Here is a 15,689-nt window from a genome sequence, read left to right as displayed (position 1 = left end):
AGGCCTGCCCGTCCTCAGCGAACGATCGTCAGGCGCTCGGCCGCACGGGTGATCGCGGTATAAAGCCAGCGCTCGCGGGTATCGCGAAACGCCCAGCTCTCGTCGAACAGCACGACATTGTTCCACTGCGAGCCCTGCGCCTTGTGCACCGTCAGCGCGTAGCCGAAGTCGAATTCGTCGTAGCGCTTGCGGGTCGACCAAGGAATTTCGCCCTCGACCTCTTCGAAGGCTGCCTTCAGCAGCTTGATCTTGGCGGCACCGCGATCCATGTCGTCGTCCTCAGGGCGGATCATCAGGTTGATGCCGGGCTTCACCGTTTCCTTCGACGAGCTCATGACCTGCCAGAGCGAGCCGTTGAGCAGGCCCTTGGCCGGGTCGTTGCGCAGGCAGACCAGCTTGTCGCCGGATTGCGGATATTCGCTGGTAAAGCCCTTGAGCTCGCGAAGCCGCTGGTTGTAGCGCCGCCGGGTCTTGTTGGTGCCGACCAGCACCTGGTCGGCCTCCAGCACCAGCTCCTGGTTGACCTGCCCGCGGCCGATCACCTGGGTGGTGCCGTAGTCGCCATGCATGATCTCGTTGCCTTCGCGCACCTGCATCGCCAGCCGGATGATCGGGTTGTCGCGGGCCTGGCGGTGAATGTCGGTCAGCAGATAGTCCGGATCCTGATTGGTGAAATAGCCGCCGCCGGTGACCGGCGGCAACTGGCCGGGGTCGCCGAGAACCAGGATCGGCGTGCCGAAGCTCATCAGGTCCTTGCCGAGCGCCTCGTCGACCATCGAACATTCGTCGACGATGATCAGCGCCGCCTTTGCGACCGGGCTTTGCCGGTTGATGGAAAACATCGGCGCGATCGAGGTCTTGCCGGTCTCCTCGTCGGAAACCTCCTCCTCGCCGCGCGGCCGGTAGATCAACGAGTGAATGGTCTTGGCGTTGCTGGCACCCTTGGAGCGCAGCACCTGGGCGGCCTTGCCGGTAAAGGCGGCAAACAGCACGTCGCCATCCACATGCTCGGCGAAATGGCGCGCAAGCGTCGTCTTGCCGGTGCCGGCATAACCGAACAGCCGAAAGAGCTGCGAGCGGCCCTCTTTCAGCCATTGTGAAACGGCCTTGAGGGCCTCGTCCTGTTGCGGAGCAAATTGCATGATCCGAAGTGTCAGGATTCGGGGTGCACAAGCAAGCCCGGATTTCGGGTCGTCGTATCCTGCCGGACGCCCGGCACCCGCGTTTGCAACGACCTCCATCGCGAAATCCCGCACCAGATCAAGGAGCTATCATCGATCTGCCGCGCGCCGGGCTGCCCAGCGCCGCGCCGCAATGGCGCAGGCGTGTCACATGACGGCACCCCCATCCAGTCGTTTCGGCCGCCCGCCCTATCCGCTGTGGCACTTTCTGGCCCTGTGGCCAGCCTGCCGCTTGAATGCCTGCGCGCAATGCTGCTAACGAGCGGTTGCGCGGCGGCGAACCGATCCCTGCATGGGCCAGCCCCGACAAACGGATCAGGCGGGCACGAACACGTCAACCGCCTGAGGCAATGCCGGAGAATGCCCTTGAAGCCCGACCAGCCCGCCACGCCCTCGTCTTCGGACCCTGTCGGCATCGGCCGCCTTGCGCCGACGCTGCAATGGCTGCTTCTCACGCTCGTCTCCGTGATCTTTGCGACAGTCCTCGAATTGGTCGGCATTCCCGCCGGGCTGTTGATGGGGCCGATGCTCGCGGCCGTGCTCTTCGGCATGAACGGCGGCACCATCCGCCTGCCCAAGCAGGTGTACTTCTGCGTGCAATTCATTCTTGCAATGATGATCGCCGGCGCGATGACGCCCGGCATGCTCGGCACCTTTTCCGGCAACTGGCCGCTGTTCCTCGGCGTCATTCTCTCCGTCATCGCCGTCAGCACGCTCTGCGGCTGGGTGATCACCCGCATGCGCATCCTGCCGGGCACGACGGCGATCTGGGGCTCGTCGGCGGGTGCCGCCTCCACCATGCTCTTGATGGCGGATGCCTATGGCGCCGATGCGCGCCTCGTCGCCTTCATGCAGTATCTGCGCGTCATCTTCGTCGCCAGCACCGCGACGATGGTCGCCCATCTCTGGGTGACGGCGCGGAGGCCGAAACCGCAATCGTCTGGTTCGAGCCTGTCTCGATCCTGCCGTTCCTGGCAACGCTTGCCGTCGGGCTCGGCGCGGCCTTTGCCGGCCGGATGCTGCGCGTGCCGGCCGGCGCCTTCCTGCTGCCGTTCCTCGTCGGCGCCGTGCTCAATGTCAGCGGCGTCATGACCACCGAGCTGCCGCAATGGCTGCTGGCGCTCTGTTACGCCCTGCTCGGCTGGAACATCGGCCTTGGCTTCACCCGCTCGATCCTTGCCCACGCGCGCCGCGCACTGGTGCCGACGGTGATCTCAATCGTCGTCTTGATCTCGTTTTCCGGCCTGCTTGCCCTGCTGCTCATCAAGGTCGCCGACATCGACCCGCTGACGGCCTATCTCGCCACCAGCCCGGGCGGGCTCGATTCGATCGCGGTCATCGCCGCTTCGAGCAATGTCGACCTCTCCTTCGTCATGGCGCTGCAGTCCGCCCGTCTCATGATCATCACCATGATCGGCCCCGCGCTCGCCCGCTTCGTCGCCAACCGCGCCTGAAAGCGGTGCGGCTCGCCGGCACTTGAAAAAAAGTGCGACGATGCAACAATTCCGGGAATAATCCCCGCCCTCCTCGTGTCTCATGTCAGGATCCGCGCGCCTGCGCACTCCGCTAGATTCAAGTTGAGGAAGGAAAGCTCCCATGAGAACGTTACCGCTCGCTATTGCCATTTCCCTTGTCGCCGGCGCCGCCTTTGCGGCACCTCCGGTCAAGACGGTCGAAACGGCAAAGGGCAATGTGCTCGCCGCCGCCAACGGCATGACGCTTTACACCTACAAGGACGACCATGGCGGCGTTTCCAGTTGCTATGACGCCTGCGCGAAGAACTGGCCGCCCTTCACGGTCGAAGGCGATGCCAAGGCGGAAGGAGCCTACACGGTCGTCGAACGCAAGGATGGAGCCAAGCAGTGGGCCAAGGACGGTATGCCGCTGTATTTCTTTATCAAGGACAAGAAGATGGGTGACATTACCGGGGATGGCTTGAAGGGCGAATGGGATGTCGTCAAGCCGTGATGGCGTGAATATGGATGCGGGGGCGAAAAGCCCCGCATCCGACCGGTTCGAGGAGGATGTGCTGGCGCTGATGCCGGCGCTCCGGCGCTATTCGCGCAGCCTTGTGCGCTCGGATCCTGATGGTGAAGATCTGCTGCAGGATTGTGTCGAGAAGGTTCTGGCGCGCCGCGCCCAGTGGCGCGGAGTCAACCTGCGTGCCTGGGCCTTCACCATCATGACCAATCTCAGCCGCAACCGGCACCGGCACACCGCGCTGCACCCGCAGGTCGAGCTCGACGACAACCTCGGCCTCCAGGCGGAAACCCAAGAGAGCGATCCGCTCGAACGCTCGCGGCTGGAACGGGCGCTGAACGGCCTTTCGGCGGAAAACCGCTCGGTGCTGATGCTCGTGGTGATTGAGGGATACCGATACCAGGATGTGGCCGACATGTTGGCCATTCCGATCGGCACGGTGATGTCCCGCCTGTCGCGGGCGCGTCACCAGCTTGCCGAAGCGATGAAGGACGACAACGTGATCAGCATGCGGAGACCGAAATGACGGACGAATTGAACACCGTCTCCGAAGACGACCTCAACGCCTATGTCGACGGCTTCCTGAGCGAGGCGGACCGGGCGCGGGTCGAGCAATGGCTCGAGCGCAACCCCGCGCGCGCCGAGGAGGTCCGCCAGTGGCAGGGCCAGGCAACCGAACTCCGCGCCATGTTTTCGACCTATGCCCGCAGTGACGAGCGCGACCGGGCGTTGCTCGCAGGTACGAGCAGCCGGGGCGCGGCCGTCGCTTCGCGCGATCGCTGGACTTTGCGCCTTGGCGGCCGCATCGCCGCCGGTCTCCTGCTCTTTGGCGCCGGCGCCCTCAGCGGACTTTATGCCCCGCATGTCCTCGCCCCCGAACGTTCAGAACAGGTTGCCCTGGTGACTGAGAGCTTGCCGCGGCAGGCGCAGTCAGCGTTTCTCATCTATGCAAGCGAGGTGCGCCACGCCGTCGAGGTCGGGCCGGACCAGCAGACCCACCTTGCCACCTGGCTCGGCAAGCGGCTCGATCATCCGCTCAACATTCCCGATCTGTCGAAACTCGGCTTTTCGCTCGTCGGCGGCAGGCTGCTACCGGTCAACGGCAAGGCGGGCGCGCTGTTCATGTATGAAGACCCGAGCGGCCAGCGGTTGACCGTGCTTCTCGGCCGCAACCCGGACAACCGCGAAACCAGCTTCCGCATCGACAGCAGCGGCGGCGTCGAAACCTTCTACTGGATCGACGGACCGATCGGCTATGCCGTCACCGGCGAAGTGCCGCGTACGCTTCTGCAACAGGTCGCCGACGAATGCTACCGCCAGTTCGAGAAGCCGGCAGCCGCCAAGAGTTGACGGCGTCAGAGACGACTGCAGCGCTGCCGCAACTGAAAGCGTTTCGAGGTTAAAACCGTCGCCATATCATAACGTTGGCTCAGTTTTCGAAGCATCGATTCACGTTACGTGATGTTCCGTGGAGATGGCCCCTCATCCGGCCTGCCGGCCACCTTCTCCCCGCACGCGGGGAGAAGGAAACTTGTGGCTCGCGGCCACTCCACGTCAGCCATTCGCTGCCGAGGTGCTCGTCAACGACAGATGCCAGGTGGCAACGCTATTGTCGTCCACGTCCCCTCTCCCCGCCCGCGGGGAGAGGGCTAGGGTGAGGGGCAAACCCGCTCGCGTCCCATGAGATATGACAGACCGCTACCGCAGCGGGTCGTTCTCGATCAGGATCGGATGCCCATGCGGCGTCGCCTCGGCCGCGCGCTGCCAGCTCTTCGTCAAGGTTTCCAGCTGCCCGCTGGAGGTGATCGAAAGCTCGGTGACGAGCCGCGACAGCGCCGCCACCCAGCAATCGAAATAGTCGCTGGCATCCGCCTTGCGGCCGGGCTTGTAGAGTTCGGCGGAAAGCGCCTCGGCCCATTCGTTCCAGGAAAAGACGCCCTTTTCGTGCAGTCTCACCGTCATGGCAAAGGCAGACGCCTGCCACAGCTCGGCGAAGACGGGATCGCCCTCGGGCGATTTCGGCAGCTCGGCGGAGGCGGCAAGCGGCGATGTCGTCTTACAGGTGCTCAAGGTAGCTCTCCCAGGCATCGATCGACACCGTCAATGTCGGGTCGGCGCCCTCGCCCCAGATCTCAGCCCCGTCAAACACCACTGTATAGAGCCACTGCGCGCTCTCGCCGCGGCCATGGGCGTTATCATCGGGAAAGACGAAGGAACCCTGCACCGCCTCGATCGTGCCGAGCTTGGCGCGGGCATAGCGCGGCAGCCGCGTATGGGTCGTCGGGTTGAAATTTTTGGTGCGCACCTGTTCGCCGACGACGAAGCGCGGGCGCGTTTCGACCAGCCGGTCGCAAGAGCCGCCCTTGGCAAGCACCGCCGGCACCATGTCGGCCTTCAGCACGCGCTTGGGCTCGGCTCCTTTCTCGAGCATTTGGCCGCCGTCGAGTTCGGCCTGGGTCACGAAACCGTGGCGCTTCAGCAGCGTCTCCAGCGCCCGCGTCCAGATCTCGTAATAGCTCGCCGAGAGATAGGTGGCAGGCGGCAGGTTTTCACGCGCATGCCGGCTCTCGTCGATGGTCCAGGCGCCGAAGGCGCCGCAGGAAAGCGTCACGCCGAGCGCCCGTTTTTCCCATTCGGCGTGAAAATAGGGTTCGTTGGTCTCGGGCGCGACCGGACCCATTCCATGCTGCCCGCCGAGATCGTGCGGCCCGTTCATCGCAGCGCCTCGGTGACAAGCGCAAGCCCGGTACCGATCATGGAATCGCGGGTCACCAAATCGGCAAGCTCTTCCTCGCGGAGCCCCTCTGTCCCCACCGGCCGCTCCGGCACGACGAGATAACGCAGCTCCGCCGTCGAATCCCAGACGCGAATGCGCCTGTCCTCGGGGAGCATCAGCCCGAATTCCGCCAGCACCCCGCGCGGATCGATGACCGCGCGCGAGCGATAGGGCGGCGCCTTGTACCAGACCGGCGGCAGGCCGAGCACCGACCAGGGATAACAGGAGCAGAGCGTGCAGACGACGAGGTTGTGGGTGTCGGCCGTATTGAACACGGCGCGCATGTGCTCGCCCTGCCGGCCGGTATAGCCGAGGCTGGCGATCGCCGCCGTTGCGTCGCCCTTCAGCCAGTCGGCAAATTCGGCGTCGGTCCAGGCCTTGGCAACGACGCGGGCGCCGTTTCGCGGGCCGATCTTGGTCTCGTAGGTCTCGACGATGGCATCGATCGCCGCCGGATCGATCAGGCCCTTCTCCGTCAACACCGTTTCCAACGCCTTTACCCGCGCCTCCATATCGGTGAAATGGTTGTCGTGGTGATGGTCGTGATCATGGTGATCGTGACCATGATGGTGTTCGGACATTGCCTGGCTCCTCGCAGCACGGCGCCTCGCGGCTGCGCAGATGGCGCCGCTGCCTCCCTGAGGCAATAGTCGTAGCGAATAAACGCCGATTTCGAAATCGATTTTACCAGCGGCCGTGGACCGGAATTGTCACCGTAACAAGTCCGGTTCGACGCGGTTTGCCATCGCTGTCAAAACGGCCCGTTTGATTGCAAGCAATCATCAGGAAACGGCGAAGGCACGATTGCACACCACCTCCGTCACAAGTCTGAAGTTGCGCTAAGGTCTTAGCAAGCGGGGTGATTCGACGCCACGACGCCTTGTGGGCGGAAGGCGGAGGACGGAGCATTGGGGGAACTGGCAGCGCATGACGACACCAATCGAAAGTGCTTTCCCGTCCCGTGCTATCCGCGTCGTTGCGCCCGTCTTTTCCCTGGGCTTCTTTTTCCTCTTCCTGGCACTTTTGCCGTTGCCATTGGCGGTGGGCCTGCTCCGGCTCCCGATCGACGAGATCAGGCGTGATTACGCCATCAGCCGGAACCCCGTTCTCGTCAGCGGCGCAGAGATTTGCTCGGTCGATTGCCTGCCTGGCAGCGGCGAACCCCAGCTCTGCAGCACGCAGGTTCGCTTTCAGCACGATGGTCAGCCCCACGAGCAAATCTTGAACACCCGTTCGGTCGGTCAACCCGGCCTTTGCCGGCACGGCAACATCACAATCGCCGGCGACAGCCCCGAGCATGTCAGCCTCACCCATGATTATCGCAGCGTCATTCGCACGACGGCGCAGCGGCTCATCCTCGGAGCCGGCCTTGTGCTGTTCAGCCTGGTCATGCTGAGCAACGCCATCCCCATTCTCCTTGCCCGCCGCGCCGCCGGCCGGCGGTATTTGCTGAAGCCCATCATCGTCGATCTGAGCGGCAGCCAAATCCTGCGCTACGCCCCGAGCGTTCCCTTTGCGCGCGGTACTATAAAGACAGCCTATACCCGGATGAAGCCAGGCCAGCGCCCACTGTACCTCCGGCCGACGAGCGACGACCGCGCGCTGCCGACAACCCCCTTCGCCGGACATGCCTACCCCGCCCTCGCCGTCATCACCGAAGGCGTCCCGTTACCGATCCTGCTTGACGAGAAACTCACCCGGCTTGAACTGAGCGAGGCCGAGCGCAATCACATTCGAGCGGCAATCGATGAGACCATAGGGGTGTCCTTCGGCGACCTCCTATCCCCCGCGTTCGTCAGGGAAAAACTCATTCGACCGTTGCGGAAAGACAATCCGGTCGATAGGCCACGATTGCCTTCAAAATGGGCATTCCGGCTTGCCATAGTCATTCCGCCAATGCTGCTGCTCGCTGTCTTGTCCATTATCGACCAGTTCTTGTGATAGGTTCGCCCTGCCCCCTGCCGCGTCGGTTGTTGACCTAGCAATCGCAGGCTTGCCCTGGTGCCCGCAGCAGCCTCTGCTGTTGCATGATGCCGGCTCCATCCGAGGCGCGAAGTCGTCCAATCCACCTTCGCTGCTCGATCATTTTTACCCGCCAATTTTCGCTGGCAGCTCTGTAAACTGACGTCATGAAAATTCTGATTCTCGGCGCCACCGGCTTCATCGGCTCGGCCCTCCTCGATCGACTGACAAGCGACGGACATGGGGTGACCGGCCTTGGTCGCAATGTCGCCCGCGCCCGGCTGAAACGGCCGGGAGCGTCATGGATTGCCGCCGACCTTGCTGAGATGCGCAAGGCCGGCGACTGGCTGCCGCTGGTCGAGACGCATGACGTGGTCGTCAACTGCGCCGGCGCGCTGCAGGATGGCCTGGCCGATCATGTCGCTGCAACCCAGGAAGCGGCGATGCTGGCGCTCTATACCGCTGCCAAAAACAAACCGCCGATGCGCATCGTGCAGATCTCGGCGCCGCGCGGCGATGCCGGCACTGACCTCGCCTTTCTCGCCACCAAGTTCCGCGCCGACACGGCGCTTGCGGAAAGCGGCGTGTCGCATGTCATTCTGCGGCCGGCGCTGGTGCTCGGCCGCAATGCCCATGGCGGCTCGGCCCTGCTCAGGGCGCTTGCCGCCCTGCCCTTCGCGATCCCGCTCGTCCACGCGCAAAGCCGCGTCGAAACAGTTGCCCTTAGCGATGTCACCGAGGCGGTCAGCGCCGCCGTCGCAGGTCTCCTGCCCGAACGAAGCGACCTCGTGCTCGGCCACCCAGAGCGGCCACCCCTTGCCGAGCTCGTCGCGCTGCACCGCCAATGGCTTGGCCTATCGCCAGCTAGGATCGTTTCGCTGCCGGCCCCGCTCGCCGCACCCGTCGGGCTCCTTGCCGATATCGCCGGACGGCTCGGCTGGCGCTCGCCACTGCGCTCGACTGCGCTTTCGGTGATGGCCGGCGGCGTCTCAGCCGAGGATGACGCTCACGCCCCGGTGCCGTTTCTGTCGGCCCGCCAAAGCCTTTCGGCTGTGCCATCCGGCGTGCAGGATCTCTGGTTTGCCCGGCTTTATCTTTTGAAACCACTGTTGATCGTCGGGCTGTCGGCCTTCTGGTTGCTTTCGGGGCTGGTCCCGCTCTTTGCCATCGATGCGGCGAGACAGCATTTCCTGCGGTTCCTGGCCGAAGGCCCGGCAACGGCGTTGACGCTGTTGACCTGCCTTGCCGATATCGTGCTCGGAGCCGCGGTGCTCGTCCGCCCGTGGGCGAAACAGGCGCTCTTGGGAATGCTGGCGCTGACCGCCGCCTATCTCGCCTCCGCAACCCTGGCGGAGCCCGAACTCTGGACCGATCCGCTCGGGCCGCTCGTCAAGGTTCTGCCGTCGATCCTGTTGACGCTTGCCACCCTCGCCATTCGGGATGAACGCTGATGTTTCCGGACGACCTCCTGCGCCTCACCCATGTCATCGGCGCCACCGTGCTCTTCGGTACCGGCGCCGGCATCGCCTTCTTCATGCTGATGGCGAGCCGCACGCGCGATGCGCGGCTGATCGCCCATGTCGCCGGCACAGTCGTGGTCGCAGATACGGTCTTCACCGCCACAGCCGTGGTGTTTCAGCCGATCACCGGATATCTGCTGGCGACAAGCATCGGCTGGTCGCTTGCGGAAGGGTGGATCGCGCTGTCGCTGATCCTCTATGTCGTCACCGGCCTGTTCTGGCTTCCCGTGGTCTGGATCCAGATCCGGCTGCGCAATCTGGCGCAGCTTGCTGCGGCGGAGAACACGCCGCTGCCGCCGGCCTTCGATCGGCTCTATGCCATCTGGTTTGCCTGCGGCTTCCCGGCCTTCTTTGCCGTTGTCGGCATTTTCTGGCTGATGCTGGCAAAGCCGCAGTTCCAGCTATTTTAGCATCGGCCACAGGCTGACGACGAGCAGCACCGCCATGGTGATGTTGAACCATTTGAGCCGTGCGGGCTCCGACAGCCATTGGCGCAGGGCCGAGCCGAAACCGGCCCAGGTGGAGACGCTCGGTACGTTGACGAGGGCAAAGACCAGGCCGACGGCAAGCACGCTGGCGATGTAGCTTTCGCCGCCGGTATAGGTCGCCATTGCCGAGACTGCCATGACCCAGGCCTTGGGATTGACCCATTGGAAGGCCGCCGCCTGCAGGAAGGTCATCGGCACGGCGCCGGCCTTGCCTTCGCCGAGCGAGCGCGAGGTGCCGATCTTCCAGGCGATCCAGACGAGATAGGCACCGCCGGCAAACTTCAGGGTGGTGTAGAGCAACGGTACGGCGTGGAGAAGCGCGCCCAGGCCGAGACCGACGGCGATCAGCAGCGAGAAGAAACCGGCACCGATCCCCAGCATATGCGGGATGGTGCGCACGAAGCCGAAGTTCACGCCCGAGGCAAAGAGCATCATATTGTTCGGGCCCGGCGTAATCGACGTCGTGAGCGCGAACAGAAACAACGCCAGGAGCGTATCGGCCTGCATTATCTTCCTCCACCAGGATTAGGTCAACATAATTGACCTAATCCTGGCAACCAGCCCGGAATTGTCACGGTGACAACATCGGGCGACCACCGGCCTGATAGGACGGAACGGGAGTTGGGTCGAGTTCCGCGCCCGAGATATCGCGACCAGCAACGCGCCTGCGCGCCGAGAAAAGGCACCTCGAAAGACCCGCCGATTGCGCTAGATTGCGACATACGAAACGCTGGGACCCGCCCAACGCTTAATCCCGTCCACGTCCGACCAAGGGGAAAGCCGAATGCACGATCCGATCCCGACCACCACGCTCATCGATGGACGCTCCGTTCCGGTTCTCGGCCAGGGCACCTGGCGCATGGGCGACGAGCGCTCGCGCGCCGCAGAGGAAGTGAAGAGCCTGCAGGCCGGCCTCGACCTCGGCATGACGCTGATCGACACCGCCGAAATGTACGGCAACGGCGCCTCGGAGCGCGTCGTCGGCGAGGCGGTCAAAGGCCGGCGCGACGAAGCCTTCATCGTCAGCAAGGTGCTGCCCTCCAATGCCAGCCGGATCGGCACCGAGGCCGCCTGCGAGCGCAGCCTGAAGCATCTCGGCATCGACCATATCGATCTCTACCTGCTGCACTGGCGCGGCGGCTATCCGCTCGCCGAGACGGTGGCGGCGTTCGAAGCCCTGAAGAAGGCCGGCAAGATCGGCGCCTGGGGCGTTTCCAACTTCGATGTCGACGACATGGAGGAGTTGTTGGCGGTTCCCGGCGGCAAGAACGTCGCCGCCAACCAGGTTCTCTACAATCTCTCAAGGCGCGGCATCGAATATGATCTCCTGCCCTGGTGCCAGAAGCGCGGTGTCGCCGTCATGGCCTATTCGCCGCTCGACGAGGGCCGGCTCTTGCGCAACGCGGATCTCGTCCACATCGCCAAGGCGCACCAGGCAACGCCGGCGCAGATCGCACTCGCCTTCCTGAAAACCCGCCCCGGCGTGATCTCGATCCCCAAGACTGGCTCGGCGGAACGCGCCCGCGAAAACCGCGACGCGATGGACATCCACCTGACCCCGGAAAACCTCGCGACCCTCGACAACGCCTTCCCGCCACCGAAGCGCAAAAGGTCGTTGGAGATGATTTGAGGGCCGACCGTTTAAGGCCCCACTCGGATCTTTCCGGCAGAAATTGGCAGGTTCAGCTCTCATGATGACGGGTCGTGGAGACGCTGGGGACCGGCCAAACCCCCCGTCATTCCTGTGCTTGTCACAGGAATCCAGCCAGCCCAAGTCTTTGGGCTGAAAGGTCTTTTGACCCGACGGACGTCGAGTCGCTGGATTCCGGCACTACAGCGCCGCGCGTCTTATTAGGCGCGCAAAGGTCGCTGTAGCACTTTGAATTGCTGCATGTATCCTTAGGATACATGCAGTGGGCCGGAATGCGGGAGAATGGCGTGCCCCTATCGCGTGTAGGCTGTTTACGGGATTAGCCAACTGCCTGGCCTGTCGAAGTTTCCTGGCGACTTGCACAGCGTTCCGCCCGCCCCTCATCCGGCCCGCCGGCCACCTTCTCCCCGCCTGCGGGGAGAAGGATAGATGCGGCAAACTTGCGCAATTAGGCAGAAACTGCCACCAGACTCCAATCCATTGGACTCATAGGATCGTCGCGATCCAGAGCATTTCCAGGAAAAGTGCGAAGCGGCATTCCGTCAGGAAATGCGTAAAAACAAAGAGATAGGGCGTTTCTGCGACTCCGTTTGAATCGGAAACGCTTTAACGACGAGACCAGTATTCTTCGTGGAGTTTCGCCGCCTCGTCCACAAGCATGGGGCCGACGACTTCCGTTGGGCGCTGACCGGCGGCGAACACGATGTGGCAGGGGAGATCAAGCGTCGGATTTTCCTCGCTCGCGCCTATCTGTTGTTTCATCTCTCTCTCGGACAGGCCAAACACGACGCGCCCTATGCCTGCCCAATAGATCGCGCCTGAGCACATGGCGCATGGCTCCGCGGACGTGTACATCGTGCATCCGGCAAGAAAATCCAAATCATAGGCTTTGCCGGCGCGCGTGGCTAAAAGCCGCTCCGCGTGGGCCGTGCGGTCGCCACCTTCCGAACTGTAGCCGTTGCACTGTTCCAGTAAGACATTGCCGTCACGGTCGGCGAGAATTGAACCAAACGGGTGATCCCCGCCCTCGCGCGAACGCCGCGCCACATCGAAGGCCTTCCGCAAAAGTGTCTCATCATAGGGCCGCTTGCTGCTTGCCATTTTGTGAGCTCCTGAGAATTATCGCGGTTCATTCACCACTAATGTTTCCCCGGTAACGGAACGGGTAATTTGCATTCTCTGCCAGGTAAAAGGATGTCAGCTCCCCAGCGCCGCCTATCTGCCATTCCCCCGATGAACAGATACAAGAATCAATTTGATCTTTTTTGACTTTGGCAGCAAGGCCGATCGAGGTGCGAGCTTGTCAGGGAAGAATCGGGGGGACGGGTGGCAGTCGCCACCTAGAGCATTTCCAGGAAAAGTGCGAAGCGGTTTTCCGTCAGGAAATGTGTCAAAACAGGGAGATAGAGCGTTTCTGCGACTCTGTCTAAACCGGAAACGCTCCAGTTGCGCAAACTCGAAGTGCACCCCCTCTCCCCGCCTGCGGGGAGAGGGCTGAGGTGTGGGGGCAAACACCCCCCGCCTGGCTCAGATAGGCCAGACAAGGGTCACCCCCCTACCCGCTAACCTACAATCACATCCCCTGCGGGCCGCGGTTCATCGCGGCGATGCCGGTGCGGCAGACTTCGATGAGACCGAGCGGCTTCATGATGGCGATGAACTGTTCGATCTTCGACGACTTGCCGGTGATCTCGAACACGAAGTGATCGATATTGGCGTCGATGACGGAAGCACGGAAGGCATCTGCCAACCGCAGGGCCTCGACGCGATGGTCGCCCGAGCCATGCACCTTGACGAGCGCCAGCTCGCGCTCGACCGGGCGGTCATGGCCAAGCGTGCCGGCACGCACGGTGAGATCGACGACCCGGTGGACCGGAACCAGCCGCTCGAGCTGGTTCTTGATCTGGTCGAGCACGTGCGGCGTGCCGCGGGTGACGATGGTGATGCGCGAGAGATGCGCCTGATGTTCCGTTTCCGAAACGGTCAGGCTCTCGATGTTGTAGCCTCGGCCGGAGAACAGGCCGATGACCCGGGCGAGAACGCCCGGCTCGTTGTCGACGAGAACCGAAAGCGTGTGCGTTTCGGCGACTTCGGTTTCCTTGGCGATGAAATAGGCGGAACCGGTCGGTTGAAGGTGTGCGCTCATTTTATTGTTTCCTGTCCCTATCTCAAACCAGCTGGCGGCCCTTGGCGTCGATCGCGTTGGCGACCGCTTCGTCCGTGGCTTCGTCCGGCAACAGCATCTCGTTGTGCGCCTTGCCCGATGGGATCATCGGGAAGCAGTTGGCGAGGTTGGCAACGCGGCAATCGAAGATGACCGGCGCCGGCGTGTCGATCATGCGACGGATCGCATCGTCGAGTTCGCCCGGCTTGTCGCAGCGGATGCCGACACCGCCATAGGCTTCCGCCAGCTTGACGAAGTCAGGCATCGCCTCGGTGTAGGAATGCGACAGACGGTTGCCGTGAAGCAGCTGCTGCCACTGGCGCACCATGCCCATGTACTGGTTGTTGAGGATGAAGATCTTGACCGGCAGGCCGTACTGGACCGCGCAGGACATTTCCTGGATGCACATCTGGATCGAGGCATCGCCGGCAATGTCGATGACGAGGCTGTCGGGATGCGCGACCTGGACGCCGATGGCAGCCGGGAAACCGTAACCCATCGTGCCGAGACCACCCGAGGTCATCCAGCGGTTCGGCTGTTCGAAGCCGAAGAACTGGGCGGCCCACATCTGATGCTGGCCGACTTCGGTGGTGATGTAGGTGTCGCGACCCTTGCTCAACTCATAGAGCCGCTGGATCGCGTATTGCGGCATGATGACGTCGTCGTTGGCGGCATAGGCCAGCGAGTTGCGCGCCCGCCACTTGACGATGCCTTCCCACCAGTCGGCCAGCCGTGTCTTGTCGTCCGCCTTTGTGGCCGCACGCCAAAGCCGGACCATGTCTTCGAGAACCGAGCCGACATCGCCGAGGATCGGCACGTCGACGCGAACGTTCTTGTTGATCGACGACGGATCGATGTCGATGTGGATTTTCTTGGAGTTGGGCGAGAACGCGTTGAGGCGGCCGGTGATGCGGTCGTCGAAGCGCGCGCCGACGCAGATCATGACGTCGCAGTCATGCATCGCCATGTTGGCTTCGTAGGTGCCGTGCATGCCCAGCATGCCGAGCCAGTTCTTGCCGGAAGCAGGATAGGCACCCAGCCCCATCAGCGTCGAGGTGATCGGGAAATTGGTGAGCTCGACCAGTTCGCGCAGCAGCTGCGAGGCTTGAGGGCCGGAATTGACGACACCGCCACCGGAATAGATGATCGGACGGCGGGCCGTCTTCATCAGTTCGACGGCTTCCTCGATCTTCTTCAGATCGCCCTGCGTCTTCGGCTGGTAGCTCGTCTGGGCCGGAACGGCCGACGGCGGCGTATAGGTGCCGGTCGCAAACTGCACGTCCTTCGGGATGTCGACAACGACAGGACCCGGACGGCCGGACTGGGCGATGCGGAACGCCTCATGGATAACGCGGGCGAGATCGTTGACGTCGCGAACCAGCCAGTTGTGCTTGGTGCACGGCCGGGTGATGCCGATCGTGTCGCACTCCTGGAAGGCGTCCGAGCCGATCAGAGAGGTCGGGACCTGGCCGGAGATGCAGACGAGCGGGATGGAATCCATCAGCGCGTCCTGCAGCGGGGTGACGGCGTTGGTGGCTCCGGGACCGGAGGTAACCAGCATGACGCCGACCTTGCCGGTGGAGCGGGCATAGCCTTCGGCCATGTGGCCGGCGCCCTGCTCGTGGCGAACGAGGATGTGCTGGATATCTTCCTGCTGGTGAATTTCGTCGTAGATCGGAAGCACGGCGCCACCGGGATAGCCGAAGATATGCTCGACGCCATTGTCCTTCAGTGCCTGGAGAACGATCTCCGCGCCTGTCATCTGGTTCTCTGTACCGCTCATTGACTTGCTTCCATCCCTTTTCCCAGTTGGGTGCTTAGCTTGTTTGAAGGCATAAAAAAAGGCCCCGTCAGGAGCCTCGTTTAGCGCATGGGTGGCTACTGCCGGATGGTTACACCATCCTGCCCATGCGCCGTCCCACCACAAGAATAACCGCAAAATTTATCATGGGACGATTTGTTAAACG

At 63.1% G+C, this 15,689-nt stretch carries 15 protein-coding genes and 1 pseudogene; 8 read left to right on the top strand and 8 right to left on the bottom strand.

The window, feature by feature from the left end; genetic code table 11:
• Positions 1-14 precede the first annotated feature (14 nt).
• On the bottom strand, positions 15-1,142 hold the full coding sequence (locus BKP54_RS24685) for an ATP-dependent RecD-like DNA helicase (RefSeq protein ID WP_025427639.1): 1,128 nt from the start codon (positions 1,140-1,142) through the stop codon (positions 15-17).
• Between the two features lie 405 nt (positions 1,143-1,547).
• On the opposite strand from BKP54_RS24685, the pseudogene BKP54_RS24680 reads away from it, so the two are divergent.
• From BKP54_RS24680 to BKP54_RS24665, 4 genes and pseudogenes are all read left to right on the top strand, one after another.
• Positions 1,548-2,635 (top strand): annotated as a pseudogene (locus BKP54_RS24680) (AbrB family transcriptional regulator).
• A 142-nt stretch (positions 2,636-2,777) separates the two neighbouring features.
• Positions 2,778-3,149 carry a hypothetical protein gene (locus BKP54_RS24675; protein ID WP_025427641.1) on the top strand — a complete coding sequence of 124 codons (372 nt, stop codon included), beginning with the start codon at positions 2,778-2,780 and terminating at the stop codon, positions 3,147-3,149.
• Between the two features lie 10 nt (positions 3,150-3,159).
• Complete coding sequence (locus BKP54_RS24670; RefSeq protein ID WP_225906325.1) at positions 3,160-3,687, top strand: RNA polymerase sigma factor; 528 nt, start codon at positions 3,160-3,162, stop codon at positions 3,685-3,687.
• Positions 3,684-4,511, top strand: coding sequence for an anti-sigma factor (locus BKP54_RS24665; protein WP_025427643.1), 828 nt, complete (start codon positions 3,684-3,686; stop codon positions 4,509-4,511). The genes BKP54_RS24670 and BKP54_RS24665 overlap by 4 nt, the downstream gene beginning before the upstream one ends.
• 348 nt (positions 4,512-4,859) lie before the next feature.
• Here the strand turns inward: BKP54_RS24665 and BKP54_RS24660 are convergent, their stop codons facing one another.
• Genes BKP54_RS24660 through nthA form a run of 3 tightly spaced genes read right to left on the bottom strand, consistent with a single transcriptional unit; the run spans position 4,860 to position 6,518 of the window.
• Entirely contained in the window at positions 4,860-5,231 is a 372-nt protein-coding gene (locus BKP54_RS24660) for a nitrile hydratase accessory protein (protein WP_025427644.1), read from the bottom strand.
• On the bottom strand, positions 5,218-5,877 hold the full coding sequence (gene nthB, locus BKP54_RS24655) for a nitrile hydratase subunit beta (protein ID WP_025427645.1): 660 nt from the start codon (positions 5,875-5,877) through the stop codon (positions 5,218-5,220). The genes BKP54_RS24660 and nthB overlap by 14 nt, the downstream gene beginning before the upstream one ends.
• Positions 5,874-6,518, bottom strand: coding sequence for a nitrile hydratase subunit alpha (gene nthA, locus BKP54_RS24650; protein ID WP_025427646.1), 645 nt, complete (start codon positions 6,516-6,518; stop codon positions 5,874-5,876). Before nthA ends, nthB begins: the two co-directional genes overlap by 4 nt.
• A 346-nt stretch (positions 6,519-6,864) precedes the next feature.
• Between nthA and BKP54_RS24645 the strand changes: the two genes are divergently transcribed.
• The 3 genes from BKP54_RS24645 (at position 6,865) to BKP54_RS24635 (ending at position 9,829) form a co-directional block, all read left to right on the top strand.
• On the top strand, positions 6,865-7,878 hold the full coding sequence (locus BKP54_RS24645) for a hypothetical protein (protein ID WP_025427647.1): 1,014 nt from the start codon (positions 6,865-6,867) through the stop codon (positions 7,876-7,878).
• A 188-nt stretch (positions 7,879-8,066) separates the two neighbouring features.
• Positions 8,067-9,350: an SDR family oxidoreductase gene (locus BKP54_RS24640; protein WP_025427648.1), complete on the top strand. Its 1,284-nt coding sequence runs from the start codon at positions 8,067-8,069 to the stop codon at positions 9,348-9,350.
• Entirely contained in the window at positions 9,350-9,829 is a 480-nt protein-coding gene (locus tag BKP54_RS24635) for a DUF2269 domain-containing protein (protein WP_057211149.1), read from the top strand. Before BKP54_RS24640 ends, BKP54_RS24635 begins: the two co-directional genes overlap by 1 nt.
• On the opposite strand, the gene BKP54_RS24630 is transcribed toward BKP54_RS24635, so the two are convergent.
• Positions 9,821-10,414, bottom strand: coding sequence for a LysE family translocator (locus tag BKP54_RS24630; protein WP_025427650.1), 594 nt, complete (start codon positions 10,412-10,414; stop codon positions 9,821-9,823). The genes BKP54_RS24635 and BKP54_RS24630 overlap by 9 nt on opposite strands.
• Before the next feature lie 277 nt (positions 10,415-10,691).
• On the opposite strand from BKP54_RS24630, the gene BKP54_RS24625 reads away from it, so the two are divergent.
• Complete coding sequence (locus tag BKP54_RS24625) at positions 10,692-11,537, top strand: aldo/keto reductase (RefSeq protein WP_025427651.1); 846 nt, start codon at positions 10,692-10,694, stop codon at positions 11,535-11,537.
• Positions 11,538-12,164: 627 nt separating this feature from the next.
• Here BKP54_RS24625 and BKP54_RS24620 read toward each other — a convergent pair.
• The 3 genes from BKP54_RS24620 to BKP54_RS24610 form a co-directional block, all read right to left on the bottom strand.
• Entirely contained in the window at positions 12,165-12,659 is a 495-nt protein-coding gene (locus tag BKP54_RS24620) for a nucleoside deaminase (RefSeq protein ID WP_025427652.1), read from the bottom strand.
• Between the two features lie 472 nt (positions 12,660-13,131).
• A complete protein-coding gene (gene ilvN, locus BKP54_RS24615; RefSeq protein ID WP_025427653.1) occupies positions 13,132-13,704 on the bottom strand; it encodes an acetolactate synthase small subunit in 573 nt (190 codons plus the stop codon).
• Positions 13,705-13,726: 22 nt separating this feature from the next.
• Positions 13,727-15,505 (bottom strand): acetolactate synthase 3 large subunit, encoded by a 1,779-nt coding sequence (locus BKP54_RS24610; RefSeq protein WP_025427654.1) that lies wholly within the window; start codon positions 15,503-15,505, stop codon positions 13,727-13,729.
• Positions 15,506-15,689: the final 184 nt, after the last annotated feature.

Origin of the sequence: Ensifer sp. 1H6, from assembly GCF_001976035.1 — a bacterium.
Taxonomy (GTDB): Bacteria; Pseudomonadota; Alphaproteobacteria; order Rhizobiales; family Rhizobiaceae; genus Ensifer; species Ensifer canadensis.
This window is presented reverse-complemented; position numbering and strand designations above follow the sequence as displayed.

What these genes read in the sequence shown, in the direction of transcription:
- BKP54_RS24610 (WP_025427654.1), bottom strand. Translation starts at nt 15,505, where the DNA reads ATGAGCGGTACAGAGAACCAGATGACAGGCGCGGAGATCGTTCTCCAG.
- BKP54_RS24640 (WP_025427648.1), top strand. Translation starts at nt 8,067, where the DNA reads ATGAAAATTCTGATTCTCGGCGCCACCGGCTTCATCGGCTCGGCCCTC.
- BKP54_RS24620 (WP_025427652.1), bottom strand. Translation starts at nt 12,659, where the DNA reads ATGGCAAGCAGCAAGCGGCCCTATGATGAGACACTTTTGCGGAAGGCC.
- BKP54_RS24630 (WP_025427650.1), bottom strand. Translation starts at nt 10,414, where the DNA reads ATGCAGGCCGATACGCTCCTGGCGTTGTTTCTGTTCGCGCTCACGACG.
- ilvN (WP_025427653.1), bottom strand. Translation starts at nt 13,704, where the DNA reads ATGAGCGCACACCTTCAACCGACCGGTTCCGCCTATTTCATCGCCAAG.
- BKP54_RS24685 (WP_025427639.1), bottom strand. Translation starts at nt 1,142, where the DNA reads ATGCAATTTGCTCCGCAACAGGACGAGGCCCTCAAGGCCGTTTCACAA.
- BKP54_RS24670 (WP_225906325.1), top strand. Translation starts at nt 3,160, where the DNA reads ATGGATGCGGGGGCGAAAAGCCCCGCATCCGACCGGTTCGAGGAGGAT.
- BKP54_RS24635 (WP_057211149.1), top strand. Translation starts at nt 9,350, where the DNA reads ATGTTTCCGGACGACCTCCTGCGCCTCACCCATGTCATCGGCGCCACC.
- nthA (WP_025427646.1), bottom strand. Translation starts at nt 6,518, where the DNA reads ATGTCCGAACACCATCATGGTCACGATCACCATGATCACGACCATCAC.
- BKP54_RS24625 (WP_025427651.1), top strand. Translation starts at nt 10,692, where the DNA reads ATGCACGATCCGATCCCGACCACCACGCTCATCGATGGACGCTCCGTT.
- nthB (WP_025427645.1), bottom strand. Translation starts at nt 5,877, where the DNA reads ATGAACGGGCCGCACGATCTCGGCGGGCAGCATGGAATGGGTCCGGTC.
- BKP54_RS24645 (WP_025427647.1), top strand. Translation starts at nt 6,865, where the DNA reads ATGACGACACCAATCGAAAGTGCTTTCCCGTCCCGTGCTATCCGCGTC.
- BKP54_RS24675 (WP_025427641.1), top strand. Translation starts at nt 2,778, where the DNA reads ATGAGAACGTTACCGCTCGCTATTGCCATTTCCCTTGTCGCCGGCGCC.
- BKP54_RS24665 (WP_025427643.1), top strand. Translation starts at nt 3,684, where the DNA reads ATGACGGACGAATTGAACACCGTCTCCGAAGACGACCTCAACGCCTAT.